The sequence below is a fragment of the Paenirhodobacter sp. genome (assembly GCF_047600745.1).
Classification (GTDB): Bacteria; Pseudomonadota; Alphaproteobacteria; order Rhodobacterales; family Rhodobacteraceae; genus Rhodobacter.
Genome location: NZ_JASGKI010000006.1, coordinates 332,783 through 357,972, shown reverse-complemented (window position 1 = coordinate 357,972; position 25,190 = coordinate 332,783). Strand labels below are relative to the sequence as shown.

The 25,190-nt window shown below is 63.3% G+C and carries 29 protein-coding genes; 21 read left to right on the top strand and 8 right to left on the bottom strand.

Annotation, left to right across the window (positions count from 1 at the left end; genetic code table 11):
- The first annotated feature begins 84 nt into the window (after positions 1 to 84).
- The 4 genes from QM789_RS21050 to QM789_RS21035 are packed head-to-tail and all read left to right on the top strand — an operon-like array spanning position 85 to position 4,247.
- Positions 85 to 972, top strand: a complete 888-nt coding sequence (locus tag QM789_RS21050; protein WP_420353781.1) for an ABC transporter permease — start codon at positions 85 to 87, stop codon at positions 970 to 972.
- Positions 965 to 1,987, top strand: a complete 1,023-nt coding sequence (locus QM789_RS21045; protein WP_420353780.1) for a quaternary amine ABC transporter ATP-binding protein — start codon at positions 965 to 967, stop codon at positions 1,985 to 1,987. The genes QM789_RS21050 and QM789_RS21045 overlap by 8 nt, the downstream gene beginning before the upstream one ends.
- Positions 1,984 to 2,781 carry a pyrroline-5-carboxylate reductase family protein gene (locus QM789_RS21040; protein WP_420353779.1) on the top strand — a complete coding sequence of 266 codons (798 nt, stop codon included), beginning with the start codon at positions 1,984 to 1,986 and terminating at the stop codon, positions 2,779 to 2,781. Before QM789_RS21045 ends, QM789_RS21040 begins: the two co-directional genes overlap by 4 nt.
- Positions 2,778 to 4,247: an FAD-dependent oxidoreductase gene (locus tag QM789_RS21035; RefSeq protein WP_420353778.1), complete on the top strand. Its 1,470-nt coding sequence runs from the start codon at positions 2,778 to 2,780 to the stop codon at positions 4,245 to 4,247. The genes QM789_RS21040 and QM789_RS21035 overlap by 4 nt, the downstream gene beginning before the upstream one ends.
- 15 nt (positions 4,248 to 4,262) lie before the next feature.
- Here the strand turns inward: QM789_RS21035 and QM789_RS21030 are convergent, their stop codons facing one another.
- The gene (locus tag QM789_RS21030; protein ID WP_420353777.1) at positions 4,263 to 5,105 is read right to left on the bottom strand and encodes a LysR substrate-binding domain-containing protein; all 843 of its coding nucleotides are present in this window, start codon (positions 5,103 to 5,105) and stop codon (positions 4,263 to 4,265) included.
- A 118-nt stretch (positions 5,106 to 5,223) separates the two neighbouring features.
- On the opposite strand from QM789_RS21030, the gene QM789_RS21025 reads away from it, so the two are divergent.
- Genes QM789_RS21025 through hpbD form a run of 3 tightly spaced genes read left to right on the top strand, consistent with a single transcriptional unit; the run spans position 5,224 to position 8,707 of the window.
- Entirely contained in the window at positions 5,224 to 6,495 is a 1,272-nt protein-coding gene (locus QM789_RS21025) for an aromatic ring-hydroxylating oxygenase subunit alpha (protein ID WP_420353776.1), read from the top strand.
- Positions 6,492 to 7,547, top strand: a complete 1,056-nt coding sequence (locus QM789_RS21020; RefSeq protein ID WP_420353775.1) for a 2Fe-2S iron-sulfur cluster-binding protein — start codon at positions 6,492 to 6,494, stop codon at positions 7,545 to 7,547. The genes QM789_RS21025 and QM789_RS21020 overlap by 4 nt, the downstream gene beginning before the upstream one ends.
- Before the next feature lie 50 nt (positions 7,548 to 7,597).
- On the top strand, positions 7,598 to 8,707 hold the full coding sequence (hpbD, locus tag QM789_RS21015) for a 4-hydroxyproline betaine 2-epimerase (protein WP_420353774.1): 1,110 nt from the start codon (positions 7,598 to 7,600) through the stop codon (positions 8,705 to 8,707).
- Between the two features lie 71 nt (positions 8,708 to 8,778).
- Here hpbD and QM789_RS21010 read toward each other — a convergent pair whose 3' ends face one another.
- Positions 8,779 to 9,726: an ornithine cyclodeaminase family protein gene (locus QM789_RS21010; RefSeq protein WP_420353773.1), complete on the bottom strand. Its 948-nt coding sequence runs from the start codon at positions 9,724 to 9,726 to the stop codon at positions 8,779 to 8,781.
- A 15-nt stretch (positions 9,727 to 9,741) separates the two neighbouring features.
- Positions 9,742 to 10,770, bottom strand: coding sequence for a trans-3-hydroxy-L-proline dehydratase (locus tag QM789_RS21005; protein WP_420353972.1), 1,029 nt, complete (start codon positions 10,768 to 10,770; stop codon positions 9,742 to 9,744).
- A 182-nt stretch (positions 10,771 to 10,952) separates the two neighbouring features.
- Here QM789_RS21005 and QM789_RS21000 point away from each other — a divergent pair, with 182 nt between their 5' ends.
- Together QM789_RS21000 and QM789_RS20995 are read left to right on the top strand one after the other, a co-directional pair.
- Entirely contained in the window at positions 10,953 to 11,612 is a 660-nt protein-coding gene (locus QM789_RS21000; RefSeq protein ID WP_420353772.1) for a GntR family transcriptional regulator, read from the top strand.
- Between the two features lie 164 nt (positions 11,613 to 11,776).
- A complete protein-coding gene (locus tag QM789_RS20995) occupies positions 11,777 to 12,181 on the top strand; it encodes a GFA family protein (protein ID WP_420353771.1) in 405 nt (134 codons plus the stop codon).
- Between the two features lie 285 nt (positions 12,182 to 12,466).
- On the opposite strand, the gene QM789_RS20990 is transcribed toward QM789_RS20995, so the two are convergent.
- Together QM789_RS20990 and QM789_RS20985 are read right to left on the bottom strand one after the other, a co-directional pair.
- Positions 12,467 to 12,805 carry a helix-turn-helix domain-containing protein gene (locus tag QM789_RS20990; protein ID WP_420353770.1) on the bottom strand — a complete coding sequence of 113 codons (339 nt, stop codon included), beginning with the start codon at positions 12,803 to 12,805 and terminating at the stop codon, positions 12,467 to 12,469.
- Positions 12,802 to 13,269 carry a DJ-1/PfpI family protein gene (locus tag QM789_RS20985; protein WP_420353769.1) on the bottom strand — a complete coding sequence of 156 codons (468 nt, stop codon included), beginning with the start codon at positions 13,267 to 13,269 and terminating at the stop codon, positions 12,802 to 12,804. Before QM789_RS20985 ends, QM789_RS20990 begins: the two co-directional genes overlap by 4 nt.
- Before the next feature lie 401 nt (positions 13,270 to 13,670).
- Between QM789_RS20985 and QM789_RS20980 the strand changes: the two genes are divergently transcribed.
- Complete coding sequence (locus tag QM789_RS20980; protein WP_420353768.1) at positions 13,671 to 14,012, top strand: hypothetical protein; 342 nt, start codon at positions 13,671 to 13,673, stop codon at positions 14,010 to 14,012.
- Between the two features lie 1,100 nt (positions 14,013 to 15,112).
- Here QM789_RS20980 and QM789_RS20975 read toward each other — a convergent pair.
- Positions 15,113 to 16,459 carry an IS5 family transposase gene (locus QM789_RS20975; protein ID WP_420353767.1) on the bottom strand — a complete coding sequence of 449 codons (1,347 nt, stop codon included), beginning with the start codon at positions 16,457 to 16,459 and terminating at the stop codon, positions 15,113 to 15,115.
- A gap of 139 nt (positions 16,460 to 16,598) precedes the next feature.
- Here QM789_RS20975 and QM789_RS20970 point away from each other — a divergent pair, with 139 nt between their 5' ends.
- The 11 genes from QM789_RS20970 (at position 16,599) to QM789_RS20920 (ending at position 22,122) form a co-directional block, all read left to right on the top strand.
- A complete protein-coding gene (locus tag QM789_RS20970; protein ID WP_420353766.1) occupies positions 16,599 to 16,982 on the top strand; it encodes a hypothetical protein in 384 nt (127 codons plus the stop codon).
- Positions 16,983 to 17,120: 138 nt separating this feature from the next.
- Complete coding sequence (locus QM789_RS20965) at positions 17,121 to 17,321, top strand: hypothetical protein (protein ID WP_420353765.1); 201 nt, start codon at positions 17,121 to 17,123, stop codon at positions 17,319 to 17,321.
- On the top strand, positions 17,318 to 17,599 hold the full coding sequence (locus tag QM789_RS20960) for a hypothetical protein (protein WP_420353764.1): 282 nt from the start codon (positions 17,318 to 17,320) through the stop codon (positions 17,597 to 17,599). The genes QM789_RS20965 and QM789_RS20960 overlap by 4 nt, the downstream gene beginning before the upstream one ends.
- The gene (locus QM789_RS20955; protein WP_420353763.1) at positions 17,600 to 18,550 is read left to right on the top strand and encodes a hypothetical protein; all 951 of its coding nucleotides are present in this window, start codon (positions 17,600 to 17,602) and stop codon (positions 18,548 to 18,550) included. It abuts the gene before it with no gap.
- On the top strand, positions 18,528 to 19,148 hold the full coding sequence (locus QM789_RS20950) for a hypothetical protein (protein ID WP_420353762.1): 621 nt from the start codon (positions 18,528 to 18,530) through the stop codon (positions 19,146 to 19,148). Before QM789_RS20955 ends, QM789_RS20950 begins: the two co-directional genes overlap by 23 nt.
- Before the next feature lie 71 nt (positions 19,149 to 19,219).
- Positions 19,220 to 19,444 carry a hypothetical protein gene (locus QM789_RS20945; RefSeq protein ID WP_420353761.1) on the top strand — a complete coding sequence of 75 codons (225 nt, stop codon included), beginning with the start codon at positions 19,220 to 19,222 and terminating at the stop codon, positions 19,442 to 19,444.
- 4 nt (positions 19,445 to 19,448) lie between these two features.
- Positions 19,449 to 19,817: a hypothetical protein gene (locus QM789_RS20940; RefSeq protein WP_420353760.1), complete on the top strand. Its 369-nt coding sequence runs from the start codon at positions 19,449 to 19,451 to the stop codon at positions 19,815 to 19,817.
- A 76-nt stretch (positions 19,818 to 19,893) separates the two neighbouring features.
- Complete coding sequence (locus tag QM789_RS20935) at positions 19,894 to 20,289, top strand: TniB family NTP-binding protein (RefSeq protein WP_420353759.1); 396 nt, start codon at positions 19,894 to 19,896, stop codon at positions 20,287 to 20,289.
- 164 nt (positions 20,290 to 20,453) lie between these two features.
- On the top strand, positions 20,454 to 21,134 hold the full coding sequence (locus tag QM789_RS20930) for a TniQ family protein (protein ID WP_420353758.1): 681 nt from the start codon (positions 20,454 to 20,456) through the stop codon (positions 21,132 to 21,134).
- Positions 21,118 to 21,570, top strand: coding sequence for a hypothetical protein (locus QM789_RS20925; protein WP_420353757.1), 453 nt, complete (start codon positions 21,118 to 21,120; stop codon positions 21,568 to 21,570). Before QM789_RS20930 ends, QM789_RS20925 begins: the two co-directional genes overlap by 17 nt.
- A gap of 171 nt (positions 21,571 to 21,741) precedes the next feature.
- Entirely contained in the window at positions 21,742 to 22,122 is a 381-nt protein-coding gene (locus QM789_RS20920) for a hypothetical protein (protein ID WP_420353756.1), read from the top strand.
- Between the two features lie 934 nt (positions 22,123 to 23,056).
- Here the strand turns inward: QM789_RS20920 and QM789_RS20915 are convergent.
- Positions 23,057 to 23,983: an aldo/keto reductase gene (locus tag QM789_RS20915; protein ID WP_420353755.1), complete on the bottom strand. Its 927-nt coding sequence runs from the start codon at positions 23,981 to 23,983 to the stop codon at positions 23,057 to 23,059.
- 177 nt (positions 23,984 to 24,160) lie between these two features.
- Entirely contained in the window at positions 24,161 to 25,096 is a 936-nt protein-coding gene (locus tag QM789_RS20910) for a LysR substrate-binding domain-containing protein (RefSeq protein ID WP_420353754.1), read from the bottom strand.
- Positions 25,097 to 25,190 lie beyond the last annotated feature (94 nt).

Sequence of the window (25,190 nt, the reverse complement as noted above, 5' to 3'; positions counted from 1 at the left end):
GACGAACCGGGCAGCAAGACCATATGTCGCGACAGGGAAAACAAGCATGTCATTACTTCTTGCGCGCTGCGCCGGTGACACCCCATGAGCGTTTTCACCACCTTTCCGCAACTGAGCGACGGCTTTCTTCGTGACCTGAAGAAGGTGATCGACGACGGGTTCCGCAGCTTTACCCGCTCTTATGGCGATGTCATCGAGGGGTTCTTCAGCCCGCTGCAAACGCTGCTGATCTGGTTCGAGCGGCTGCTTCTGAACACGCCCTGGCCGGTGATCCTGTTGATCGTCGCGGGGTTGGCATGGGGGGCGAGCCGGAGTTGGCGGATCGTCATCGGCTCGGTGGTGACGCTGGTCCTGATCGGCATGTTCGGCATGTGGACCGACACGATGAAAACCGTGTCGATGATCCTCGCCGCCACGCTGCTGTCCATCGCCATTGGCCTGCCGCTCGGGGTGCTGATGGCGCGCTCGCCGCGCACGCAGGCGATCCTGAACCCGGTTCTGGATGTGATGCAGACGATGCCGAGCTTCGTCTATCTGATCCCGGTGGTGATGCTTCTGGGCATCGGCCGGGTGCCCGGCCTGATCGCGGTGGTGATCTATGCCCTGCCGCCGATGATCCGGCTGACGAACCTCGGCATCCGGCAGGTCGACCGCGAGGTGCTGGAGGCGACCGATGCCTTTGGCTCCTCGTCGTGGCAAAAGCTGATCAAGGCGCAGCTGCCGCTCGCCCTGCCCACCATCATGGCGGGCATCAACCAGACCATCATGATGGCGCTGGCGATGGTGGTGATCGCCTCGATGATCGGGGTGCAGGGGCTGGGCCAGCCGGTGCTGCGCGCGATCTCGAACCAGTATTTCACGCTCGGCCTGTTCAACGGCTTTGCCATCGTCGGCATCGCCATTCTGTTCGACCGCATCAGCCAGGCCTGGGGCAAGCGGCTGCAAAAGCATCGCGAGGCCAGCCATGACTGATCCCATCGGCATTGAAATCCGCAGCCTTTACAAGATTTTCGGCCCGGATCCTGCGGCGCAGGTTGAAGTTGTCCGCGCCGGCATGACGAAGGCCGAATTGCAGCGCGATCGCCACCATGTGCTTGGCCTGCGTGACATCAACATCTCCATCGCGGCGGGCAGCATCCAGGTGATCATGGGGCTGTCGGGCTCGGGCAAATCCACCCTGATCCGCCACATCAACCGGCTGATCGACCCGACGGCCGGGGAAATCGTGGTCGAGGGGCGCAATGTCGTCGAGATGTCGCCCGAGGAACTGCGCGACTTCCGCCGGCACAAGACCGCGATGGTGTTCCAGAAATTCGGCCTCCTGCCGCATCGCACCGTGCTCGACAATGCCGCCTATGGGCTGGAGGTGCAGGGCATCGGGCAGGCCGACCGCTATCGCACCGCGATGCGCTGGATCGAGCGCGTTGGCCTGAAGGGGTTCGAGAAGAGCTATCCGAGCCAGTTGTCCGGCGGGATGCAGCAGCGGGTGGGGCTGGCGCGGGCTTTGGCCAATGACGCGCCGATCCTGTTGATGGACGAGGCCTATTCCGCGCTGGACCCGCTGATCCGCTACGACATGCAGACGGTGCTGCTCGACCTGCAACAGGAGGTGCGCAAGACCATCGTCTTTATCACCCACGACCTCGACGAGGCCCTGCGTATCGGCGACCGCATCGCGCTCCTGCGCGACGGATCGGTGATCCAGCAGGGCACCGCGCAGGATATCGTCATGCGTCCGGCGGATGATTACGTCGCCAATTTCGTCCAGCATGTCGATCGTGGCAAGGTGCTCAAGGTCGCTTCCGTCATGGCTCCGCCCGGCACGGCGGTCGCTCCGACCATCCCCGCCACCGCCACCCTCGCCGAGGCGCTGAAGGCCATGGGCGCGCATCAGACACAGGCCCTTCAGGTCGAAGACAACGGCCAGATCATCGGCTGGCTCCCGTTCCAGACCGCCATCGACGCATATACCGGGGCAAGGGCATGAAGATCGGCATCATCGGCGCCACCGGTTGGCTCGGGTCGGCCCTAGGTGCCAGATTGCTTTCGAACCAGATCGTCCGACCGGGCGATCTGGTGTTGCTCAATCGGAGTGGCCCGCACGCTGACTACCACGGTCATGCCGATGTGATCTGGGCGCGAAACGTGGCGGATCTCGCGGCGCAAAGCGATGTGATCGTGGTCTCGGTGCGGCCCGAGGACTGGTCAAGGCTGACGCTGCGGGCCGAAGGGCGGCTGGTCCTGTCCTTCATGGCCGGGGTGGACGCGGCCACGCTGGCCGGTTGTGGCGGCCGGATCGTGCGAGCGATGCCGAACGCCGCCGCCGGGATCGGTGCCTCCTATTCGCCGTTCTGGGCCTCCGAAGGCGTGACCGATGCAGACCGCGACACGGTGCGCCACCTGCTCTCGGCCATCGGCACCACCGACGAACTTACCCACGAAGCCGAAATCGACCTGATGGCCGCGCTCCCCGGCTCGGGCGCGGCCTATCCGGCGCTCATGGCCGCAGCGATGGCCGGCTTCATGCGCGCACAGGGCGTTTCCGAGGCCACCGCATGGCGCGCGGCCGAGGCTGCGGTCACCGGCGGCGCCCGGCTGCTGGAAGGCCGCATCACCGAGGCCCCCGCCCTGCTTGCCGCCTATCGTGCCTATCGCGGCCCCACCGAGGCGGGACTGGACGCTGCCGAGGCTGCGGGTTTCAACCAGGCCATTGAGGCAGCTCTCACCGCGGCAACCGAGAAGTCACGCCAGATGACCCGGGATGCGGGGAACCCGGCATGACGCGCCCTGACATCGCCAGTCTCGACGGCACGGATTACGACGTGATCGTCATCGGTGCCGGGGCCGTGGGCTGCGCCAGCGCGCGGCAACTGGCGGGGCGCGGCTTCCGCACCCTGCTGGTGGACCGGGGCGATATCGGGGCGGGCACCTCGTCGCGATCCAGCCGGATGCTCTATTCCGGGCTGGGCTATCTCGCCGCGCGCTATCCGCTGTGGCAGATGCCCTTCCGCCCCGGCGATATGGTCCAGCGGCTGCGCTATACCCGCGATGTCATGCGCTGCCGGGCGGAGCTGGTGCGCGACATGCCGGGCCACCTGACGAAGCACCGCTTCCACTATCCGTTCCGCCCGGGCGACCGCTATCCGCCCTGGTTGGTCGACATCGGCTTTCGTCTGGTCGCGGCGCTGGACGGCTGGCGGGTGCCGCTGGCCTATCGCCGCCTGACCGCACAGCAGGCGGGGCGCGAAAGCGCGCTGGCGGCGGCGCTTGGCGGACCGCTGCGGGGCGTGGGCGTGTTCGAGGAATATATGTATGCTTGGCCGGAGCGGATCTGTGTCGATACCGCGCTCGATGCCGAGCGGCGCGGCGCCACGCTGCGCACCTATGCCGAAGTCACCGCGATCAGCCGCGCGGGCGCGGGCTGGCAGGTCACGCTGGACGAATGCGCGCCCGGGATGCAGGGACAGGCGCAGGTCCGCGCGCCTCTGATGGTGAATGCCGCCGGTCCGTGGATCGACCGGGTGCCGGGCGGCGGCACCGGCAGGCGACGGGTGATCGGGGTCAAGGGCGTCAACGTCATGGTCCGCCTGCCGGAAGCGTTCCGGGGGCAGGGGCTCGAAGCCTTTTCCAGCAAGGGCGAGCCCTATTACGTCTTCCCCTGGCGCGACCTGCATTTCATCGGCCCGACCGAGACCGAAGTCACCGCGAACCCCGACGACATCCGCGTCGAGGACGCCGAGATCGACTATATCCTCGCCGAGGCCAATCACCTGTTCCCCGACCTGCGCCTGAGCCGCGCGGATGTGGTGCATTGCTGGTGCGGCGTGCGCCCGACCTCGACCCGCGACGGCAAGGTCACCAGCCTGCCGGTTGAGGTGACCGAGGAGGCGGCGCGGCCCGGGCTGCTTGCCGTCACCGGCTCGACGATCATGTTGCACCGCCATGCGGCGCGGAAGGTGGCGCGCGCGGTCGAAGACCGGCTGGGCAAACGCGGGCCGGAACCCCGGGGCGTGATACCCGTGCCGGAAGAGGACATCGGCCAGCGGCTCGCGCGCGAACCTGTCGTGCGGCTGGCCGACCTGATCCGCCGCCGCCTGCCCGACGGGCTGGACCCAGACCTTGGCCGCAGCCGGGCCGAAGACCTGTCGCAGATCGCCGCCGCCGCTCTCGGCTGGTCCGAAACCCGGCGGCCGGAGGAATTGCGCCACTTCGAAGCGGATACCGCGCGGGTCTATCGTCAGCCGTAGCGCCTTTCGGGCGCGTCAGCAGAGCCAGTCGGCAAACAGCCGCGCCTTGGCCGAGGCGCGGGGATGGACGGTCAGGTAAAATCCGGCGGGCGACGGAATGCTCTCCGGCACCAGCCGGACCAGCCGCCCCTGATCCAGCAGATTGCCCAGAAGCCCGTCCCAACCCAGAACCGCACCAATATCGTCTTCGGCGGCTTGCAGGGCGATCATGTAATTGTTCACATGCAGACTGCGCCCCCTTGGCGCCGGATGATCCAGCCCCGCGAACCAATCGGACCAGCCCGTCCAGTCGTTTTCCTCGCTTCGCAGGTGGATCAGCGGCGCGGTCAGCAGATCGGCCACGTTGCGAATGCCATGCTCCTGCCGGAACCGCTCCGTGCCGATCGCGAAGATCCGGTCGTGAAACAGCGGGCGCCAGTCTTCGCCATTGTCCTGCGGAATGGCGTAGCGGATGCTGAGGTCATGCCGCCCGGCGGAACCCGGCACATCGGAGATGATCTGCGACACCGTTATTTCCGGATAAATCCTCCAGAAGGCGCCGATCTTTGGCGTCAGCCAAAGCGCGCTGATCGCCGTCGAGGCACGGATGGTCACGTCTACCGTTTCGGGGCGCGCGCGCAGGTGCGCCACGGTGTCCGAGATCGTCTCGAAACTGCGCTGTAGCGCAACCAGCAGGAAGGCGCCCTTCTCGGTCAGCTCAACGCCGCGATGCCGACGGATGAACAGCGCGCAGCCCAGATCCTGTTCCAGCGCCTTGATCTGATGGCTGACGGCAGCCGGGGTGACATTAATTTCGCTTGCGGCGACTTTGAAGCTCATGTTCCGGGCGGCAGCCTCGAAACATATCAGCGCGGTCATGGAAGAAAGGTCATAGGGCCTGGGCAACCAATGTCCCCTTATCGCTCTCAGATTAGATGATCTAACTCAGGGTGAATTTTTATGCCGTTGTCAAGATGCCACCCCCGATGGAACGTCCATGCAGATTCACCTTCATCATATGGAAGCCGACATGTCCGCCACCGATCCGAATCTGCCAGATCTCCTCACCCGCCGGAGTCCGGGGCATGCGCTGGAGCAGCCCTTCTATGTTTCGCCGGAAATCTATCAGCTCGACCTTGAGTATATCTTCTACAGGGAATGGCTCTATGCCATCCCCGCCTGCCAGTTGGTCAAGACGGGCAGCTATGCGACGCTGCGGGTCGGCGCCTATAACATCGTCATCGTCAGGGGCCGCGACGGCGAGATCCGCGCCTTCCACAATACCTGCCGCCATCGCGGTTCGATCGTCTGCAAGCAGCGTCAGGGTCAGGTGGCGAAGCTGGTCTGCCCCTACCACCAATGGACCTACGATCTGGACGGCAAGCTGCTCTGGGCGAACAGCATGGGACCTGATTTCGATCCGGCACAGCATGGGTTGCGCCCGGTGGCGCTGCGCAATCTCAAGGGGCTGATCTATATCTGCCTGTCGGACACCCCGCCGGATTTCGAGGATTTCGCCCGGAAGGCCGAACCCTATCTGGCGGTCCACGACCTGTCCGAGGCCAAGGTCGCCCATACGTCTTCGATCATCGAGAAGGGCAACTGGAAACTCGTCTGGGAAAACAACCGCGAATGCTATCATTGCAGCGGCAACCACCCGGCGCTGTGCCGGTCCTTCCCGCTGGACCCGGAGGTTGCGGGTGTGTCGGCGGACGGGTCGCTGTCGCAGCGGATTCAGGACCATTTCGATGCCTGTGCCGCAATCGGCGCCCCGGCACAGTTCCTGATCAACGGCGACGGGCAATTCCGGCTGGCGCGCATGCCGCTACAGGAAACCGCCGTCAGCTACACGATGGACGGCAAGGCGGCGGTCGCCCGGCAACTGGGCCGCGTCGCAAAACCCGATGCCGGTTCCCTGATGGTCTTCCACTACCCCTCGACCTGGAACCACTTCCTGCCGGACCATTCGCTGACCTTCCGCGTCACGCCGATCAGCCCGACCGAGACCGAGGTGACGACGACATGGCTCGTGCACAAGGATGCGGTCGAGGGCGTGGATTACGACTTCGACCGTCTCACCGAGGTCTGGATTGCCACGAATGACGAGGATCGCGAGATCGTCGAGACCAATCAGGACGGCATCCTTTCCCCCGCCTATATCCCCGGTCCCTATTCGCCCGACTGGGAAAGCGGCGTGATCCAGTTCATCGACTGGTATGCCGACTGGATGGAAAAGGCGACCGCCCCCACCCGCATGGCCGCCGAATGAAACCGGCGCTGGCCTTCTGGACCGATGCCGAGGACCTCGAATGCGCTTCCTTTCTTCGGGAGGCGCCGAATGTCATGACCTTTTGTTTCCGCAGCCCCTCGGGCGCATTGTTCAGCTTCGATCCGGAGCAGTTCCTGACGCTGGAACTGCCCCTGCCCGGCGGGGTGCTGCACCGCACCTATACGATCTCCTCCTCACCCTCGCGTCCGACCTCGCTGACGGTGACGGTCAAGGCGCAGAAGGAGTCCATTGGCACGCGCTGGATGTTCGACCATCTGCGGCCCGGTATGCGGATCAAGGCGCGGGGACCGGCGGGCAGATTCTCGATGATGCGCGATCCGGCGCGGAAATACCTGTTCATCTCGGCGGGGTCGGGCATCACGCCGATGATGTCGATGACGACCTTCCTTTACGATTCCGGGGTTGATCCGGATATCGTCTTCGTCAACTGCGCCCGCCGCCCGTCCGAGGTCATCTTCCGCGAGGGGCTGGAATATATGGCCACCCGTTCGCCCGGGATCGACCCGAAATGGATCGTCGAGGAACCTGATCCCTACCGCCCCTGGACCGGCTTTCGCGGCATGTTCAATCAGTTGATGCTGGGCCTTGTCGCGCCCGACTACCTGGAGCGCGACGTCTATTGCTGCGGACCCGAGCCCTTCATGCAGGCGGTGCGCGGCATCCTGCACGGGCTGGGCTACGATATGGCGCGCTATCATCAGGAGAGCTTCGGCGCTCCGCCGGTCGAGGCCGAGACCGTGCCCGAGGATGTCGTGCCTCAGCACGACGCCCTCGCGGAGGTGCGTTTTGCGGCTTCGGGCAAGACCATGCGCGCGGCGGAGACCGAAACGATCCTGGCCACAGCGCGGGCGGCGGGCATCCCCATTCCCTCCGGTTGCGGAATGGGCATCTGCGGCACCTGTCAGGTGCAGAAACTCTCGGGTCAGGTCCACATGGTCCATAATGGCGGCATCACCGACGAGGATGTCGAGGCGGGCTATATCCTCGCCTGCTGTTCGCGGCCGATCGGCAACGTGACCATCGACCTGTAACAGGACCGATGGTCGCTGAATCCCCTCATTCGATCCCACAAGGACAGGCCATGAAGATTTCCGAAATCCACCTGTATGCGCACGACCTTCCGGTCAAGAATGGTCCCTATACCATCGCCAGTTCGACGGTCTGGTCACTGCGAACCACGCTGGTCAAGATCGTCGCGGACACCGGGCTGACAGGCTGGGGCGAGACCTGCCCGGTCGGCCCGACCTATGCGCCCAGCCACGCCGCCGGCGCCCGCGCTGCGCTGGCCGAGATGGCGCCCGGCCTGATCGGCGCCGACCCGCTGCAACCGCTGATCCTGCGGCGCAGGATGGACGGGCTGCTCTGCGGGCACAACTATGCAAAAGCAGCCATCGACATCGCCGTGCATGACCTGATGGGCAAGCATTACGGCTTGCGCGTGGCCGAACTGCTGGGCGGCGTCGCGGCGGAGCGCGTACCCTCGTATTACGCGACCGGCATCGGCGAACCCGATGAGATTGCCCGCATCGCGGCGGAGAAGGTGGCCGATGGCTTCCCGCGCCTACAGATCAAGATCGGCTCGCGCCCGGTCGAACTGGATATCGAAACCGTCCGCAAGGTCTGGGAGCGCATCCGCGGCACCGGCACCCGGCTTGCAGTGGACGGCAACCGCAGCCTGCCCGCCCGCGACGTTTTGCGGCTCAGCCGCGAATGCCCCGAGATCCCCTTCGTTCTGGAGCAGCCCTGCAATACGCTTGAGGAAATCGCCGCCATTCGTGGTCGCGTTCATCACGGCATCTATCTGGACGAAAACGGCGAAGACCTCTCGACGGTGATCCGCGCCGCCGGACAGGGGCTGTGCGATGGCTTCGGCATGAAGGTGACGCGCATCGGCGGGTTGCAGGCCATGCGGGCCTTCCGCGATATCTGCGAGGCGCGGACCCTGCCGCACACCTGCGACGACGCCTGGGGCGGAGACATCATCGCCGCCGCCTGCACCCATATCGGCGCCACCGTCCTGCCGCGCCTGAACGAAGGCGTTTGGGTCGCACAGCCCTATATCTCCGGGAATTACGACGACAGGAACGGCATCCGCATCACGGACGGCCATATCGCCCTGCCCCGGGGGACCGGTCTCGGGATCATCCCCGATGAAAGTCTCTTCGGCCCGCCGGTTGCGTCGTTTTCCTGACGCGGGGTCACCAGAAGACGGCGCGCGAGATCATGCTGGGGCGTTCCCCCCCGGCAAAGGACAGGCATGGTTCAATCGGCCAGCATCCGGGCGATCCAGACGGCGATCATCAGGTCCAGATGCGCGCCGCCGCCGTTCTTGAAAACGGTGATGTCTTCGCCCGATTGCCGCCGCAGCGCACCGGGGCGCACCAGATCGTAGAGATCGCCCCGCACGCTGTCGCGCGTGATCGCACCCGAGGCGATGGGGATCAGCAATTCGCCGATATGGTTCAGGGTCGTCTCGCGGCTGTCCACGAACAGCGATGCCTTGGCCATCAGCGCATCGTCCGCCTCGCGCATGTCGGCCTTGAAGGCGCCGATCAGATCGACATGCGTCCCGGGGCGAACCCAGTCGCCCAGGATCACCGGCTGCCGCGCCATCGTGGCGGAAGAGATGATGTCGGCCTGCCCGACCGCCGTTTGCAGATCCTCGGTCACCGCCAGATCGGCGCCGATGCCCTTCAGCCCCGCGACCAGCTCCCGCGCCTGTTCCGCCCGGCGCGCCCAGACCGTAACCCGCTCGATCCCCGGCAGCACCGCCGTATAGGCCCGCACCAGACTGGCCGCGACGGTGCCCGCCCCGACGATCAGAAGGTGGCGGCTGTCAGGGCGCGCCAGCAGGCTGGCGCCCAGGACGGAATCGGCGGCGGTCTTGAACTCGGTGACCAGAGGGCTGTCCACGACCGCCTGCAACACTCCGGTTTCGCTGTCGAAAACCAGCATCGCGCCCTGCACCGTGGGCAGGCCGATCGCGGCATTTCCGTCAAAAACGGTGAAGGTCTTGGCGCCGTAGCCCAGCCCCGGAATGAAGGCCGAGCGGCTCATCATCGTGCCGGTGGGCGGGCCGAGGAACACATCCGCGATCTGCGCCCGCGGCAGGCCATGCCCCTGCCGCAACGCCTCCACCGCGCCGGGCCAGTCGAGCCGACCGATGGCGGCATCATAGGACAGAAGCCGCGGGGCCTTGCTGCTTGCCATGAAAATACACCTCTTTTACAGGCCCATCGGCCAGGTATCCGACAGACGATAGCCGCTCTGAAACGGATCGTCGGGGTCCACCATGAGCTGTCTGGTGCCGATCACCCAGGCCCGCCCCGAGATGACCGGGCGGATCGCCCGCCTGCCGTTCAGATCGACCTCTTCAGCTATCGAGCAATGAAAGGTGGTGTCAATGATGGACCGGCCGATGAAGCGGTCCCCGACCTTCATTTCCCCGCGCGCATGCAGCACCGCCATCCGCGCCGAACAGCCGGTCCCGGTCGGAGAGCGGTCGATCTTGCCCGGTCGGATCGCCACGGCGTTCCTGCCGCAAAGCACCCCGTCCGTTTCGGTCAGCGGGTCGGTGAACTGGCAAAACGAGATATGGCTCCAGTCGTTTGCCGGATGCCGGAAGCCCAGTTGCTCATTGGCGGCGCGCGTGATCCGCACCCCCCATTCGGCTAGGTCGCGCGCCTGATCGGGAACGATCCGCATACCGACCGAGGCCGCATCCACCAGTACGAAACTGTCGCCGCCATAGGCGGTGTCCACCGTGAGCGTGCCCAGCCCCTCGACCTCGATCCGCGCATCCAGCCGGTCGGCGAAGGAGGGCACATTGTGCACCCGGATGCGCTCTGCCTTGCCGTTCCTGCATTCGGCCTCGATCTCGATCAGCCCGCCCGGCGGTTCAAGGATCATGCGGGTCAGCGGCTCCTGCATCGGAACGATCCCGGTATCGAGAAGCACCGTCGCCACGCAGATGGAATTCGACCCAGACATCGGCGGCGTATCCGCAGGCTCCATGATGATCCAGCCCATCCGGGCGCGCGGATCCTTGGGCGGCACCAGCAGGTTGACATGCCGAAACACCCCGCCACGCGGCTCGTTCAGCACGAAATTCCGCAGCCCCCCGTCCGCGGCAATCCACTGTGCCTGATCCCAGACCGTCTCTCCCGGGGGCGGCGCCACACCGCCAACGATGACGTCGCCCACTTCGCCTTCGGCGTGGCAGGAGACGATATGCACTATTCTCGACGTCCGCATTTGCTTTCCCTGCATCGGAGGCTGTCAGCATTATATTTCGTATACGATATTAAGATTGGCGAAACCAGCCCCTGCTGTCAATACGCGCAGCGGCCGTCTCTTGCGGCCAAATATCGACTACCATATCCTTCGCACGTTCATGACAAGGCGGGAGGTAAGGGATGCCATTCAGGGAAGCAGAGGTGCCCGACCTTGGAAAGGCCCCCACCGCCTCGGATATCATCCTGAGATTCATTCGCGATTCCATTGCCGACGGTTCGCTGGACGAAGGCGAACCGATCCGTCAGGATGATGTCGCGCGCCTGTTCAACGTCAGCAAGATCCCCGTCCGGGAGGCGCTGAAGCGACTGGAGGCCGAGGGACTTGTCGCGTTTCAGCGCAACAAGGGCGCCGTCGTCATTGCACTGACCGAACCGGAAATCGCCCAGATCTTCGAGACCCGCGCCATTCTGGAATCGAATGCCATCAGGCTGTCAGTGCCACATATGACGCCCGAAACATTCGCCGAGGCCGAGGCCTTCTGTGACGCTTTCGCCCGCGAAACCGATGTCGCGCAATGGTCGGCGCTGAACTGGAAGTTCCACAGCCGCCTCTATCTGGACGCACAAAGGCCGTTTCTCGTCAGCGTGATCCGTTCGGTCAACGATCGGCTGGAACGCTACCTGCGCATCCAGTTGAGCCTCTCGCATGGGCAGGCGACCGCCGACCGCGAGCACCGCGAGATCCTCGCCGCCTGCCGGTCCGGGGATGCCGACCGGGCGGCCGAATGCGTCCATGGCCATATCATGGGGGCCTGTTCCTCGCTGCTGCATCACCTGCCAGCCGAGAAAAGCGTCCGCTGAAGCCGTCCCATCCGCTTTCCTGCCCCCCCCCCCGCGACATTCGCGAAAGCAGTCCGGTCACAAAAGTCAAAGAGTGCCCAAAGTTTCAAGATGGCAGGGGATTTCATTTTCTGTTGCCCATGACAGGATGGGCCGGACAATCATGACGAAAGGCGGAGACGGGGGTGAAAGTCGACGGACGCTGCCACTGCGGCCATATCACCTACCTGGCAGAGATCGACCCGAAACAGGTGTCGATCTGCCATTGCACGGACTGCCAGCAACTGACCGGCAGTGCTTTTCGCGTGACCGCGACAGTCCCGCGCGAGGCATTCCGGCTGACCGGCGCCGCTCCGCGTTGTTACATAAAGACCGGAGACAACGGCAAACGAAGGTTGCAGTTCTTCTGCCAGGAATGCGGCACGCCGATCTACACGACCGGTGAGGGAGCGGCGGCACGTGAAATCGGCATCCGAACCGGCACCCTGAGTCAACGCAGCCAGTTGAGGCCGACATCACAGATCTGGTGCGCTTCCGCCCTGCCATGGCTGGAAGATATCCCGGATATTCCCGGCCGCTCCGGCGATTGACAGACTTGCGGCCGGACCCGGGAGGACACGCGGCATGGCCGGTCATTCCCCGGCTCAGCCTGTGCGGGCAATACGCTGCGGGAGCAGGCCGCCAAGGCCGAGCCGCAGGGGGGACGATATCTTCCGGGCGCGGAAACATACGACCAGCGGCGTCGATTCCCGTCGCCATGTCTTCCCGGCAGAGGCCGAACAGCAATGTTGCGCTCATTGGCCTCCCCGGACGAATGGCTTCTTTCCGATCTGTCCGGGCGGGTTGATCCGGCGGCGAGGGTCCATCCCGCGTTGTCACGCCCGTGCGGCCCTGAACCTGTCGCGATAGTCGCGCGGGGTCAACGAATAGCGGCGGGCGGAGGCTTTGCGCATCTGCTCGTCCGAGGAAAAACCGCTACGAAAGACGATGGTCTTCAGCGGCAGGTCGCCGTCCAGCAGCAGCGTTTTGGCCCGCTCGCAGCGCCTGCCTTTCAGATAGCTGGCTGGCGTTGCGCCGAGTTCGGCACTGAACAGGCGGCTGAAGTTGCGCGGGCTCATTCCAGCGCGGGCCGCCATGTCTGGAATGCGCAGGGGCTGGTCCAGATAGGCCAGCAAGCAGGACTGGATGTCGCGTATCCCCGGCGGGGCGGTCATCTGGCCGGTCCGGGCGGTGCTGAACCGGGACGACCGCCCGGCCGCTTGAGATAGGTCACCACATCGCGCGCCAGCGCCAGGTCGCGGCCGAAATCCTGCTCGACAAAAGCTAGCGTCAGGTCGATCGCCGCTGTCACCCCGGTCGATGTCCACAGGCTGCCGTCCTGCACGAAGATCGCATCCGCATCGACACGCACCATGGGAAAGCTGTGCGGCAACAGCCCGGCCACACTCCAATGCGTCGTCGCCCGGCGGCGATCCAGCAGGCCCGCCGACGCAAGGAAGAACGACCCGGAACACAAGGCCGCGAAGCGTTCGGCCTCTGGCGTTCGCCTGCGGCGCCAGTCCACTTTCTCGCGCGAGCGCCGCCCGAATGTCCACGGCACCCGCGACGATGACCGTCGCCAGCGGACCTTCGGGCGGCGGCCCGGCGTCGAGCGTAAGCGCTGGTCGGGAAGGTTCATGTGTTGGTTCACCCCGCAGTGTGATTCCCCGTGCACAGCGCAAACTGCAATGGAAAGCCATCTGCCGATACGGGTTCCGGGACCACTTCACCGGAGCGCCTGTGGTGGGCTGACACCGGCAAATCGACCCGCGGCCTGACGAATCACCGCGCTTCGTTCCGGAGAACTTGGATCACCACAATTGCAACTCCGGCGAGGCAGATGATGTTCATCTCCCGGATTCTCGTAAAACTGCCTATTTTTCAGGCATGTTCATGTGCAACACAGCGAGTTGGAAGATTTCAAGAGATAAAATAAACAGGGGCACCGGCTCGGCGGCCCTTCTACAATTATGACCATAGGGAGTATAGAAGGGCCCTTGTCACGAGGGTGTTCAGAGTCAGGAATCCAATTAAATTCAGATGTTGCGTTCCGGCAGCGATGTGGTCAGAGAATTTCTTGTCGCCGCTTGCTGGCAACCGACCTTCACATGTTCACCTTGCGAGAACAGCCATGACCCCGACCCTGCACCTCATATCCGCCTGAAGGCGAACAGGCCGATCCGACCGGATCGGAAGCAGGGGAAACAGGCGGCCAGATCATTGCTTTGGCCACGCCATTCCAAACCCGGCATCGACGGGCCGTCTGGTCCGTTTTCATGGAAGGAACGGAACATGACTTTTCTCAAGATGAACATCTTTGGTGCGGCGACGCCTCTGTCGGTCTTCGTCCTCGAAATGGAATTCGGGTCAGGGGAAGGCTGATTTTTGTCAGGAAAATTCTCATCCCACCCTCGATTTCGGGACCGGAACACGGCGAAAACAGCTCCCAGACTTCTTGTATCAGTCACCGTTTCAGACGGCTCTGTGCGAAAAATTTCACCACTCCCGAAGAAATTTTCGCGCCGAACTCGGCCTGACATATACTCCGCCAAATCGTTCGTGGCTGCAATCTGACCGGATGGGGACTCCATTTTCACGAAATTCCGGGCAGGCGCGGATGTGAAAGCAGAAACACCGGAAAAATATTTGAATAACGATGCGCATATCTGGCCAGAACCGCGAAGCCATCTACAGGATCAGGGAAACATTCGGGGAGAAATCGGTGAAGTCGGGATGACTCCCAGAAAAAATCGTTTCTCTTTTCGCATTACGCATCCGCCATAATCAGAAATTATTCAGGAAATCAATTTCGAGTCAAGATATTACGAGATCGTCTATTTCCGAAATACACCATGAACGCCAAGCCGCCGCTGTCCAAGCCCGGCACAAAAAGGAGCAAGACGAGACATGACGTAACACAAAGCGAAACCGACCCCGGAAGGATGTTCCAGCATCCGGCCAAGGCCGCATCAGAGCAGACCGAAGCCAGCCATCAAGCAGCTGTCCCATAGCAGATCCAGACACGGGCTGCAATGGTTCCGCGCCTCCCCGGACATGAACGGCAGCTGAGAGGAGAGATAGCTTTACGGATTTGCATTTTTGCAGTCCGAAACCGCCTTCTTCCACGCGGCGACGCCTGAAAAATCCACCGGTTTCTCTGAAGAATGCTTCGCATTCCGCAAGAAATCACCGGCTATGATTTTTTCTTACCAAAAACCCGGATAGGAAAATAGAATTCTCGGAGAAACGCAATGACCTTCAATTCCATCCTTCAAGGATTGACCGGAGATATCCCCGTCTGCAACCAAACGCGGATCCGGTATCATCGGCGGGCCGGCTGAAACCCGCTCGGCCTGTCCGACGAAATCACCCTGCACGAAACGTGAACCCGTTTGTGGATTCGCATGGCAAAGCCGGTCAAGCGCCGCCTGGGTTGATCGACAGCCACCCCTTTCTTAAATCGTCAGGTCTGAACAACGCGTTTATGCCGCGCAGGGTTTGCAAAGAGAGCTGTCAGCAACCACGATGATGGAGAGTATGAGTTGGATGACGAGGGACGCAATGGCCCTGAGATGGGTCAGGATTTTGCGGATGTTGTGGCCGCAGGCACAGAGAACGGCGAAGACCGCATCGCCGATACGGCCTTTCAGGGGGCATCTGGCAAGGCGTCCGTCCATCTTCATGTGACCGATCTCGGGCTCGATGGCGCTGCGCCGTTTCAGGAGTTTGGCCAGTAATGGCGTTAGGCCGCGCCGCTGGCCGCTGATCAGGACCTTGGTGCTGTTCACGCCGTGGCCGCGATAGCCGCGGTCGACGACGACGAGATCGGGCACCTGGTCGGTCAGGATGGCGACCTGTTCCAGCGCCGGCGCCAGGGTGTGACCATCATAGGGATTGCCCGCGAAGCTGCGGGCGCCGACGGCGAACCCACTGTCGAGGGTGGTGGCGAGGCTGACCTTGGTGCCGAATTCGTAGCGCACACGGGCCTTGCCCTTTGAGATGCAGTCGACCTCGGGCTCATGCAGGGAATAGAGCTTGTCGCGGCTCTTCGGCCCCTGTTCCAGCAGGCGCCCGACCAGCCAGAGCGCGTCCAGAACCTTCTCGTGCAGGGGGCCTTGCGGGATGTCCTGCAGGTGACGGCGCAGATCGCGGCGCACCCGGCCGACATACCCCCTGAGCCGGCGCAGCGCCTTGCGCATGCGTTTGAACTGGCGGGCATGGGCGTAGCGCCCGACCTGGATGGCCAGCCGCGGTGCAAGACGGGCATAGCTCTGGCGCAGATCGATCCCGGCCTTCTTCGCCAAGCCGACCAGCAGGGCCCGGGCCCGCTCGTAAAGCCGGGCATCCGTAGGATGGGCGATGTTCTTTTCCATCACGGTGGTATCGACCGCCACCCGCTTCAGCGCCTTGTCCGTGATCGTCCCAGAATTGCGGCCTGCTTCGATCGTCTTGGTCAGCAGCCATTCGACGCCTTCTTCACCGATCCTCTTGCGCCAGCGCACCAGTGATGAGGGATTGATCGGCGGGCGGTGCTGAAAGAAGGTCTCACCGGTGAAATGCTGATAGTAGGGGTTCTCCACCCAACGGGCGACCACCGCCTCGTCCGACAGCTTGAAGGCGTGCTGCAGATACATCAGCCCGGCGATCAGGCGTGGCGAGGTCGCCGGACGGCCTGTCTTCGAGGGGAAGAACCCGGCCCATTCCCGCTCGAAGAACTCCCAGTCGATCAGGGCGGCGAGCTTCACCAATTCGTGGCGGGCATCGATTATGTCCACCAGCCTGGGGCGCAGGAGATCATTCTGTTCGGGGGCGCGGGAATGGGGCTTCATGGGCGATCGGAATTTGCAGGGTTTCTGGGGCCAGATTACGAAACCTTGCAATCTGATGCCAACAAAACAGCAATATAACAACGCAAAATCAATGTGTTCCGCGTTGTTCAGAGCCGACTAAATCCATCGGCGATCATTCATGAACCGCTCGAATGCGGGCGGCATCGTGTTGCCTGACGCTTCCAAAGCCGAAAGACCCATCGCAAATGCCGCCACCGGCCATTGCACGGCCTTTGCTGTGCTTGGCGACGGAGCGGGCATCCGTTTTCAGGCAGAATCCCACACCGAGTTGCTGAACCTGCTGATCCTGAACGCCTCCCCCGATGTCGCCGAACTGCGTGAGCAGGTGCTGTTCCATTTCGGTCCCGAGATGGAACAGGAGCACTATTTCGACGCTCTCGCCGTTCGTCGCAATGGTCGGCGTATCGCCTACTCCGTCAAGCCTGAAGCTTATCTGCATCGTCACCGTAAGGACGATCTTATTGGCCTGCCCTTCCTCGAACGTATACAGATCATCACCTGATGGGTCCGCAAGCAGGGCTTCGCCGATGACGTCCGACTGATTACCGAAGCGGATCTCGACCCTGTTCTAGTGCATAACGCCAAGATCCGGGAACCGGAGGCCGAAGCCGATGGCGCGGCCTGAATGCAGGTTCGCCACATGATCGGCGACCGCACCCTTCACGATCTCATCCGGTCGATCGGCATGGATGCGCGCGGTTATCGCGCCCTCCTCCGCCTGATCCGCAATGGCCGCATTCGCTTCGAGCCCGGCCGGCGCATCACCCCTTCCCTTCTCGTCACCCGCAAGGAGTTCCTGCAATCAGCACCGATTTCGATCGCCGCTTCCCGCCCTTTATGATCGGCGAACATGACCGCCTCACCATCGGCGGAAAGGCATTCCGCCTTGCCTATATGTCCGGGAGCGGTGCCGTCCTGAAGCCGGTTGAAAGCGCTGGCGTCGCCGAGATCTTTGCATCTGATCATCTCAACGCCAGCAGAAAAATCGCCCATGAGGTGGAATACTGCCTGCACGAGAACATGCGCTCCGCAAGGCAACGCATCCCCGATTTCAGCTTCATCGGACCTGTAACCCAGGCAGCGCGGGATCGGATGGATACGGCTTGCGCAATGGCATAGATGGCCATCCACTTGCAGGAACATGAAGATCCCGATGTCAGGATCAGCAAGACCGAACGCGCATTGCAGGCGAACATGGATCTGATCCGCGAACTCTTGACGGACTATCTGGTCGCGGCCTTGCCGGACCCGGAACAGATCGAAAAGCTGCGCCTTTACCGGGCGGGAGGCGGTCGCAAGCTCAAGGGCGGCAAATCCGCACCGATGCCGAATGCCGTTCATCCCGGCACACTGCGCAAATGGATCACGCAGGTCCGGCGTGACGGCAAATACGGTGTGATGCCGAGCTATAGTCGCCGCGGCTTCCGTGCGACCTACTTCTCCCCACAGGAAAAGGCGCTCATGGCGCGGGTGATCAACGAACGCCACCTCACCCTGCAACGCATCTCTATTGCCGCGACGCTCGTGATGTGGCCGCCGCTTATGCCGAGGAAAACCGCAAGCGCGACGCGCAAGGCTTGTCGCATTTTCGCATCCCCAGCCGCGAGGCGGTGCGGCTTCATATCCGGAAACTGGACAGGTTCGCCGTCACCGTCGCCCGCTACGGTCGCGATGAAGCGCATGGGACCGGTGGGCCAGGGGCTGGAAGTCTCGCACCCGCTCGAACGCGTCGAGATGGATGAATGGCGGATCGACCTCATCAGCCTGATGGCGGAAGGCGGCCTGCTTCAGCTTTTCACGCCGGAGGAGCTTGACGCGATCGGCCCGAAGAACGGCAAGGGCCGGTGGTGGGTGGCAGTCGCCATCGGCTGCCGGACCCGCGTCGCAGCTCGTGAACACCCCCCGCACCACCGCCACGGTGGAATGCCTGCGCATGGTGATGGAGGACAAGGGCGCATTCGCGGATGCTGTGGGGGCAGTCACTCCCTGGAACATATTTGGCAAACCGGAATTCCTCGCCACCGACAACGGCTGTTTCAAGTCGCGTGTGTTCACGGACTGCTGCGCTGACCTTGGCATCATTCTCGAACGCACCATTGCCGGGCACCCGGCGATGCGCGGGAAGGTCGAACGCTTTTTCCGGACCGCGATCGAGGGCGTTTGCAGCCGTCTGTCCGGACGCACCTTCGCCAATGTTCCGGAGCGCGGCGATCACGAGGCGGAAGAACGGGCCTGCCTGAGCACCAGCGATCTGTGCTTTGCCCTCGTCCGCTGGATCGTCGATGTCTATCACAAAGCCCCGCAGTCGGGCCTTGGCGGGCACGTCCCGCTTCAACAGTGGCGTTGCGATCACGAGGAAGGCAACTTCCCGCTGCACGCGGTGCCGGACCAGCGCCACAAGCGACTGGCCCTCGGGGTCGCCCTGAAGTGCAATCTGCACAAGGACGGCCTGACCATTCTTGGTGTCCTCTACCACTCGGAGGAACTGGCGGCCGCGTTCCTGCACGACGGCGGCCAGGAACTGAACCTGCGCTGGAGCCATACCGATCTCGGCACGATCGGGGTGTTCTTCGATGACGGCTGGAATGAAGTTCCTTCGGTTCACGAAACTGCCGACTCTTCGACGGCCTCAACGCCCGGGAATAGATCGCGATACGGCGCGCGCTGAACGCCCGTTCCGAGAAACAAAAGGCCTGGGACGAAGCTGTCGTCGCTGACGCCATCAGGGAAATCCGCGAGATGAATGCCGCCCGTCAACTCGCGGCCAAAATCGTCGACAAGAACTGGAACCAGGAGGACCTCGACAAGCGTGAATTCTCTCTCATCGCGGGTTTTTGCATCAGCAAATCGCGCCCGCAAACCCGCCATGCCGGCGATGGTTGCGGGCGCTCCATCGCGCCGATCGCGCCCGAAGGAGCCCTTCCCGCCCCTCGCAAGCGTGACAACTGGTCGAAGAAGGACTGATCGGATGACCCACAAACCCTCACCGGAGGCGACCCCACACGGGACCGCCAGCACCCTTTCCAGACTGCGCCGCATCCATATCGAAAATGAACGCGGCCGCGACTTTGAAGAACAGCTCCTCCGCGACAAAGCGCCCGATCGAACGCCCGCGCCGATCCCTGTCCGCTTCGCTGCGGATCTCGAAACGCGGGGAATCGCGGTGATCGAGGCGGCCGGCGGCGGCAAGACCACCGCGATCCGCACCGTGCTGACCGGCTCCAGCATTCTGGCCCACAATCCGGAGACCGGCGCGCCCCGCTTCATCCATGTCGGTGTCGAGAGCCCGCCACTCAAAAAGCCTCGGCATCGCCATTCTGCGCGAAACCGGCATTGATCAGGTTGCACCTCGCGCAACGGTCTGAGAGATCTGGCGCCTCGTGCGGCATCGCCTCGCGGGCATGGGCACCGTCATGCTCTGGATCGACGAGGCGCGTGACTTGTTCGACCGGCGCTCGCCGCGCGAACTCGATGACATGCTGAAAATGCTCAAAAGCCTGATGCAGGGCGACGCTGCGGTCATCGTGGTGCTGAGCGGCACCGACCTGCTCTCCGGCATCGTGCGTTCTGACCCGCAGATCGACCGCAGGTTCCGTAAAATCTACCCCCGCACCCTGGCGGTCGGTGCCGACACCGCAGATGTCGCCGATCTCGTTCGTCTCTATTGCGACGAGGCCGGACTGCGCTGTGCCTTCAAGAGCAACCCGGCCAGTCGCCTGATCCATGCCAGCCGGGGCCGCTTCGGCCGCATCATCGAAACCGCCATCGACGCCACCGGACGGGCGCTGCAAGAAGGGGCCCAATCCTGACCGCGGAGCATTTCGCCGAAGCGTGAGGCTCCAACGAAGGTTGTTCCTGGTCGAAAAACGTCTTCGTTGCCGACAACTGGGCCGAGATTGTTCTGGAACCCGAAACGCTGGATCTCGTTTCCCCGCGCGGACATCGCGCAAAGCGACACAAGGGGCGCTGACCGATGGCGCTGCTTCCGCTCGCTCTCCTTCTCTCAGGGGAAAGCCTGATTTCCTATATGACCCGCCTGGTCCGGTGTCGGGCGGGCAGGTCCCTGACCGCGTTTCTGTCCTTCCTCGGCCTGCGCCTGGCCACCATCCTTGTGCCCGATGATCCGACTCTCGACCGGATCGCAGACCTTTCCGGAACCGAACGCTGCATGTTGAACGAAGCCGCCGTTCTTGCCGATCGCACGGGAATGCGCCGGTATCGGAGAGAACCGTTCGCCGCCCCATTCCGTCTTGCCCGCATGATTTCGTTCTGCCCGCGCTGCCTGCTTGAGGACCGCACGTGCAGCCATACCGGAAGCCGCCGCATCGGCCGCCAGATCTGGGATTTCGCGCCGATCCGCACCTGCCCCCGGCACGGCGCTGCCCTGTTCCGTCGGCATGAGGAACACAACTTGGAAATCGTCGATCTGCACGAAGGCGGCGTCTATCCCGCCCCTGAGCTGCTAATCACTCGCGGACAACGCCCTCCCCCGCGCCCTTTCCTCTTTGCGGATTTACGCCCAATACCGTTTCGACGGTCTCGAAAGCCAGGAATGGCCGGACAGTCATCGTATCGACCAGATCGCGGCATGTTCCACGCTGATGGGGGCCTGTCTGCAATACGGTGCCGAGACTGTCATGGCCAATCTCAATGAACAGCAGCTTGATGCGGCCGGGCCCTGTGGTTTCGACATGCTGCGCGGCGGCGGTGCTCGCATTCTCACCGGGCTGGACCGGATGCTTGCCAAGGCACAAATGCGCCCGAAAGAGTTGTCGGTCATGGCGGCTTACGGCGCGGCCTACCGCCATGCGAACCGGGATTCTGATCTCTATGCACCGCTACGGCCGATTCTGCGCGCGCACATCCTTGACAACATGCCTGTCGCCGCGGGGACCGTGCTGCTCGGCACGCCCGTTGAGGTGCGCCGTAATCACAGCATCATCAGCCTCTCCCGACAGGAGGGGGGTTCGCACCGTCGCTTTCAAAGATGCTTTTGCATCAAGGTCTTCTCACCCCACCCGAAACCGGCCGACCACATCAAAGCCAGGTTTTCGACGCCAAAGTCGGGGAAGCCATCGCGCATCAACTGAAAAACTCCATTCCCATGAATGCCCTTGGCGAATATCTCGGTTGCGACGCCACAACCGCTGCGATGCTGGTTTCCTATGGTCATGTAGACCGCATCGAAGGGCATAATGAGACAGGGCTTCAGTGCCCAAACTCGCTCGATCTGATCAAAATCGGGGTCGATCGACCGGTTCATGAGGAATCTGAAGGGCTTCGCCACCCTGCCTTTCGCGGCAATCGTCAAACCGCTCGACATGAGCAAGGCAGCCTATAGGTTCCACTGGCGTGTCAACCGCATTCTGCGCATGGTTCTGTCCGGCGTTCTGAAACGGATCGCACGGCAGCCCGGCCGATCGGGATTCACTTCCATCGTTATTGATGAGCAAGATCTTCGTCACCTGTTCGAGGCCCCCGCCACGGCCGCGTGTTTCTCGAAGTTCGAAGCCTCACGCCTTCTCGGGGTTGACCGTGCCGTGATCGACAAGTTGTTCCGAGCAGCCGCTTCCAATGGCGCCCCCATCGTCCGGCGCGTCGCGCCACTTATCGGCTGGAACAAAAACGTTCTGGCACCTTGAAGAAGCCGACTTTCATTTGTTTTGTGAAAACCATGTAACCCTTGCCCGCGCCGCGCAGGAGCGCATGATTGACCCTCGGGCCTTGGCGCGAACTCTCTCTGCGGGCGGAATCGAACCCGTTCTGCGCGCCCCGCGATTCGAGTTCGGTCTCTACCCGCGCTCCGTTTTCTGATCATTCCACCAGTTCGATCTGTAACCGCTCCTTCGGGGGCGGTTTTAATACCCTGACGGGAAGTTTCGGTGGGCGATAACTCCCTTGTCGAAAAGGCGTTTGGGCCGCCCAGATCACTTCATCCAGAATTATAACCATTGAAAATCAATATATTAAAAATCACCATAAAATCTCAACTGGCTGTTATTACAGGATGATCGCCGAACCCGCGGTTTTGCAGGACCTTCCATCGCCGTTCTTCGACACACGGCAGGACACTGTACCCAGCGGACGGGCGCCCGGCATGAGCAGCGCCGTGTTCATCGCCTGATTCAGCCCCGGCTTCAGGGTTCGGCATCCCGCGCGCCGCATCCAAGAAGGGCCCGCGCTTCACCCGTCGGACGATCTGGTAACGTGATTCCGACGGTACCAGGGAAAATCCACCTCCTCGATCAGCGAGGCGACCAGATCAAGCCGGTCCTTCGACCCAAAACAGTTCGACCGGGAAGCAGCGGATCTCGCGGCAAAGCTGATCGGTTGCCGTGTGATGCTCGACCGGATCCTTCGGCGCGCCCTTATTGTCGCGCGCACTGCTCAAGAAGGCCGCGGCGGCAGGCAACCGGCGCTGTGCCCTCTTGGCTGACAGCGGGCAGGGTGGCGTTGAAATCGGCGATCGGCTTGCGGTCCAGCTGGCGCGGGCCTCGTGATCCGGCGGAGTGGTTGAAGGGCCGAGAAACCCGGCCCTATCGCGATCATTCACCCGCCTGCGTCAACGCCTGAAGTTCATCCGCGCTCAGCCTCAACGCCGCTGCTCTGGCGAAGCTTCTCGACCTGTGCCACCGTCGTCGCGCTGGCGATCGGTGCGGTCACGCCGGGCTGCGTCATCAGCCAGGCCAGCGCCACCTCGGCGGGCTTGGCGCCATGGGCATTGGCAACGTCGTCCAGTACGGCGAGGATCGCCCTGCCCTTCGGCGTCAGGTATTTCCCCACCCCACCGCCGCGCGCCGATTTGCCAAGGTCGGCCTCCGAACGGTATTTCCCTGACAGGAACCCGGCGGCGAGGCTGTAATAGGTCACCACGCCGATATTCTCGGCCAGGCACAGATCGCGCAGCGGCCCCTCGAACCCGTTGCGGTCATAGAGATTATATTCCGGCTGCAACACCTGATAGCCCGGCAGGCCGACATCCCGCGCGGCCTTCAGCGAGTCCCTAAGCTGCGCCGCATCGACATTGGACACGCCCACGGCGCGGATCTTCCCGGCCTGCCGCAGCTTGTCGAAGGCCCCCAGCGTTTCCTGATAGCTGGTGCCGAGCGGATCGGGCCAATGCGCGAAGTAAAGGTCGATAGCTTCGATCCCCAGCCGCCGCAGCGAGGCGTCGCAGGCGGGCAGGATATGCGCCTCGGTCAACCCACCCTCGTGCGGGCCGCCGGTGACCGAGCCGACCTTGGTAAAGATCGTTACCTTGTCGCGCATGCCGGGCCGGGCCTTCAGCCAGTTGCCGATGATCGTCTCGGATTCGCCGCCCTTGTTGCCGGGCGCCCAGGCGGAATAGCAGTCCGCCGTGTCGATGGCGTCGAAGCCGTGGTCGACGAAGGCGTCCAGCACGGCGAAGCTCTGCGCCTCGTCGATGGTCCAGCCGAAGACATTGCCGCCGAAGACCAGCGGCATGATCCTCAGGCCGGTCCTGCCAAGATCGCGATGTTCCATGGGGGCCTCCATAATTGGTTCCGGGGCCAGTTCGAGCACGTTACCGGGGCGAGGGCAAGCGTGGCTTGCGTTGACCGGGGTCGTCTACTGAAGGCAGGATGGCGCGGGCTGAGGCCACCATGCGCTGCCCCTTGGTGAACCTCCGCCCTGCGCGTCGAAGGATCGCGGACCGCCATCTCAGCCCTGAGAACCAGCCGCCCTCTCCCAGTCCCATCCTTCGCGCAGGTGCTCGGCCGCGCGGTCGATGAAGACACGCACCTTGGCCGGGACTATGCGGCCGGGCGGCAGGATGACGTTGATCGGGCCGTCATTGGCGGCGCTCCAGCCCGGCAGCAGTTCGACCAGTTCTCCCCGGCGCAGGTGGTCGATGACGTGCCAGTCCGGGGCGAGGATGATGCCCGCGCCCGCGACGGCGGCATCGACCAGGATCTCGGCGCTGTCCGAGATGATCGGGCCCTTCGGTTCGACCATGACCCGCCTGCCGCCCTTGCTCAGCGGCCAGCGCGGCCAGGTGACATGGCCGGTGAAGCAAAGACAGGCGTGTTCGCCCAGATCCTCGGGCCGTTCCGGCACCCCCCGCGCGGCGAGATAGGCAGGCGCGGCCACGAGCATCGTGCGATATGTGCCGATCCGGCGGGCGATGCAGGCACTGTCGGCAAGTTGGCCGACGCGCAGGGTCAGGTCGAAGCCTTCGGGCACCGGGTCCACATGGCGGTCGCTGAAACGGACATCGACGCGGATCTCGGGGAAATCAGCGGCGAAGCCCGGCAGAAGCGGGGCGATCCAGCGGCGCCCGAACGCCAGCGGCATCGAGACCCGGAGCAGCCCCCTCGGCGTGACGGCGATGTCGCTGACGTCGCGGCTGGCCGCCTCCAGCTCTTCCAGAATGGTCTGAACGCGGCGGTGATACTGTTCTCCGGCCTCGGTCAGGACGACCGCGCGCGTGGTGCGGGCCAGCAGACGCACGCCCAAGCGCCGCTCCAAGGCGTTGATGCGCCGCGACAGCACGGAAGTGTCACGGCCCATATGCCGCGCCGCCTCGGCGAAGCTGCCGAAATCCGCGACGGCGATGAAGGTTCTGAGTTCCTCGATCGAGGGGGGATCTTCTTGCATGGATTGCAACAGTCAAATGCAGAACGAGGTGGTTAATGTGGTTTCGATCAAAGCCTATCTGGCAGTCGATGACAATGCTTGCACCAGAGGTCCA

What these genes read in the sequence shown, in the direction of transcription:
- QM789_RS21020 (WP_420353775.1), top strand. Translation starts at nt 6,492, where the DNA reads ATGAAACCGGCGCTGGCCTTCTGGACCGATGCCGAGGACCTCGAATGC.
- QM789_RS21005 (WP_420353972.1), bottom strand. Translation starts at nt 10,770, where the DNA reads ATGCGGACGTCGAGAATAGTGCATATCGTCTCCTGCCACGCCGAAGGC.
- QM789_RS20930 (WP_420353758.1), top strand. Translation starts at nt 20,454, where the DNA reads ATGGCGCTGCTTCCGCTCGCTCTCCTTCTCTCAGGGGAAAGCCTGATT.
- QM789_RS20935 (WP_420353759.1), top strand. Translation starts at nt 19,894, where the DNA reads ATGCTCTGGATCGACGAGGCGCGTGACTTGTTCGACCGGCGCTCGCCG.
- QM789_RS21050 (WP_420353781.1), top strand. Translation starts at nt 85, where the DNA reads ATGAGCGTTTTCACCACCTTTCCGCAACTGAGCGACGGCTTTCTTCGT.
- QM789_RS20915 (WP_420353755.1), bottom strand. Translation starts at nt 23,983, where the DNA reads ATGGAACATCGCGATCTTGGCAGGACCGGCCTGAGGATCATGCCGCTG.
- QM789_RS20955 (WP_420353763.1), top strand. Translation starts at nt 17,600, where the DNA reads ATGGCCATCCACTTGCAGGAACATGAAGATCCCGATGTCAGGATCAGC.
- QM789_RS20910 (WP_420353754.1), bottom strand. Translation starts at nt 25,096, where the DNA reads ATGCAAGAAGATCCCCCCTCGATCGAGGAACTCAGAACCTTCATCGCC.
- QM789_RS20990 (WP_420353770.1), bottom strand. Translation starts at nt 12,805, where the DNA reads ATGACCGCCCCGCCGGGGATACGCGACATCCAGTCCTGCTTGCTGGCC.
- hpbD (WP_420353774.1), top strand. Translation starts at nt 7,598, where the DNA reads ATGAAGATTTCCGAAATCCACCTGTATGCGCACGACCTTCCGGTCAAG.
- QM789_RS21010 (WP_420353773.1), bottom strand. Translation starts at nt 9,726, where the DNA reads ATGGCAAGCAGCAAGGCCCCGCGGCTTCTGTCCTATGATGCCGCCATC.
- QM789_RS20985 (WP_420353769.1), bottom strand. Translation starts at nt 13,269, where the DNA reads ATGAACCTTCCCGACCAGCGCTTACGCTCGACGCCGGGCCGCCGCCCG.
- QM789_RS20975 (WP_420353767.1), bottom strand. Translation starts at nt 16,459, where the DNA reads ATGAAGCCCCATTCCCGCGCCCCCGAACAGAATGATCTCCTGCGCCCC.
- QM789_RS20960 (WP_420353764.1), top strand. Translation starts at nt 17,318, where the DNA reads ATGATCGGCGAACATGACCGCCTCACCATCGGCGGAAAGGCATTCCGC.
- QM789_RS20970 (WP_420353766.1), top strand. Translation starts at nt 16,599, where the DNA reads ATGAACCGCTCGAATGCGGGCGGCATCGTGTTGCCTGACGCTTCCAAA.
- QM789_RS21040 (WP_420353779.1), top strand. Translation starts at nt 1,984, where the DNA reads ATGAAGATCGGCATCATCGGCGCCACCGGTTGGCTCGGGTCGGCCCTA.
- QM789_RS20920 (WP_420353756.1), top strand. Translation starts at nt 21,742, where the DNA reads ATGAGGAATCTGAAGGGCTTCGCCACCCTGCCTTTCGCGGCAATCGTC.
- QM789_RS20980 (WP_420353768.1), top strand. Translation starts at nt 13,671, where the DNA reads ATGTTGCGTTCCGGCAGCGATGTGGTCAGAGAATTTCTTGTCGCCGCT.
- QM789_RS20965 (WP_420353765.1), top strand. Translation starts at nt 17,121, where the DNA reads ATGATCGGCGACCGCACCCTTCACGATCTCATCCGGTCGATCGGCATG.
- QM789_RS21025 (WP_420353776.1), top strand. Translation starts at nt 5,224, where the DNA reads ATGCAGATTCACCTTCATCATATGGAAGCCGACATGTCCGCCACCGAT.
- QM789_RS20940 (WP_420353760.1), top strand. Translation starts at nt 19,449, where the DNA reads ATGACCCACAAACCCTCACCGGAGGCGACCCCACACGGGACCGCCAGC.
- QM789_RS20945 (WP_420353761.1), top strand. Translation starts at nt 19,220, where the DNA reads ATGAATGCCGCCCGTCAACTCGCGGCCAAAATCGTCGACAAGAACTGG.
- QM789_RS21045 (WP_420353780.1), top strand. Translation starts at nt 965, where the DNA reads ATGACTGATCCCATCGGCATTGAAATCCGCAGCCTTTACAAGATTTTC.
- QM789_RS21030 (WP_420353777.1), bottom strand. Translation starts at nt 5,105, where the DNA reads ATGACCGCGCTGATATGTTTCGAGGCTGCCGCCCGGAACATGAGCTTC.
- QM789_RS21035 (WP_420353778.1), top strand. Translation starts at nt 2,778, where the DNA reads ATGACGCGCCCTGACATCGCCAGTCTCGACGGCACGGATTACGACGTG.
- QM789_RS20925 (WP_420353757.1), top strand. Translation starts at nt 21,118, where the DNA reads ATGGCCAATCTCAATGAACAGCAGCTTGATGCGGCCGGGCCCTGTGGT.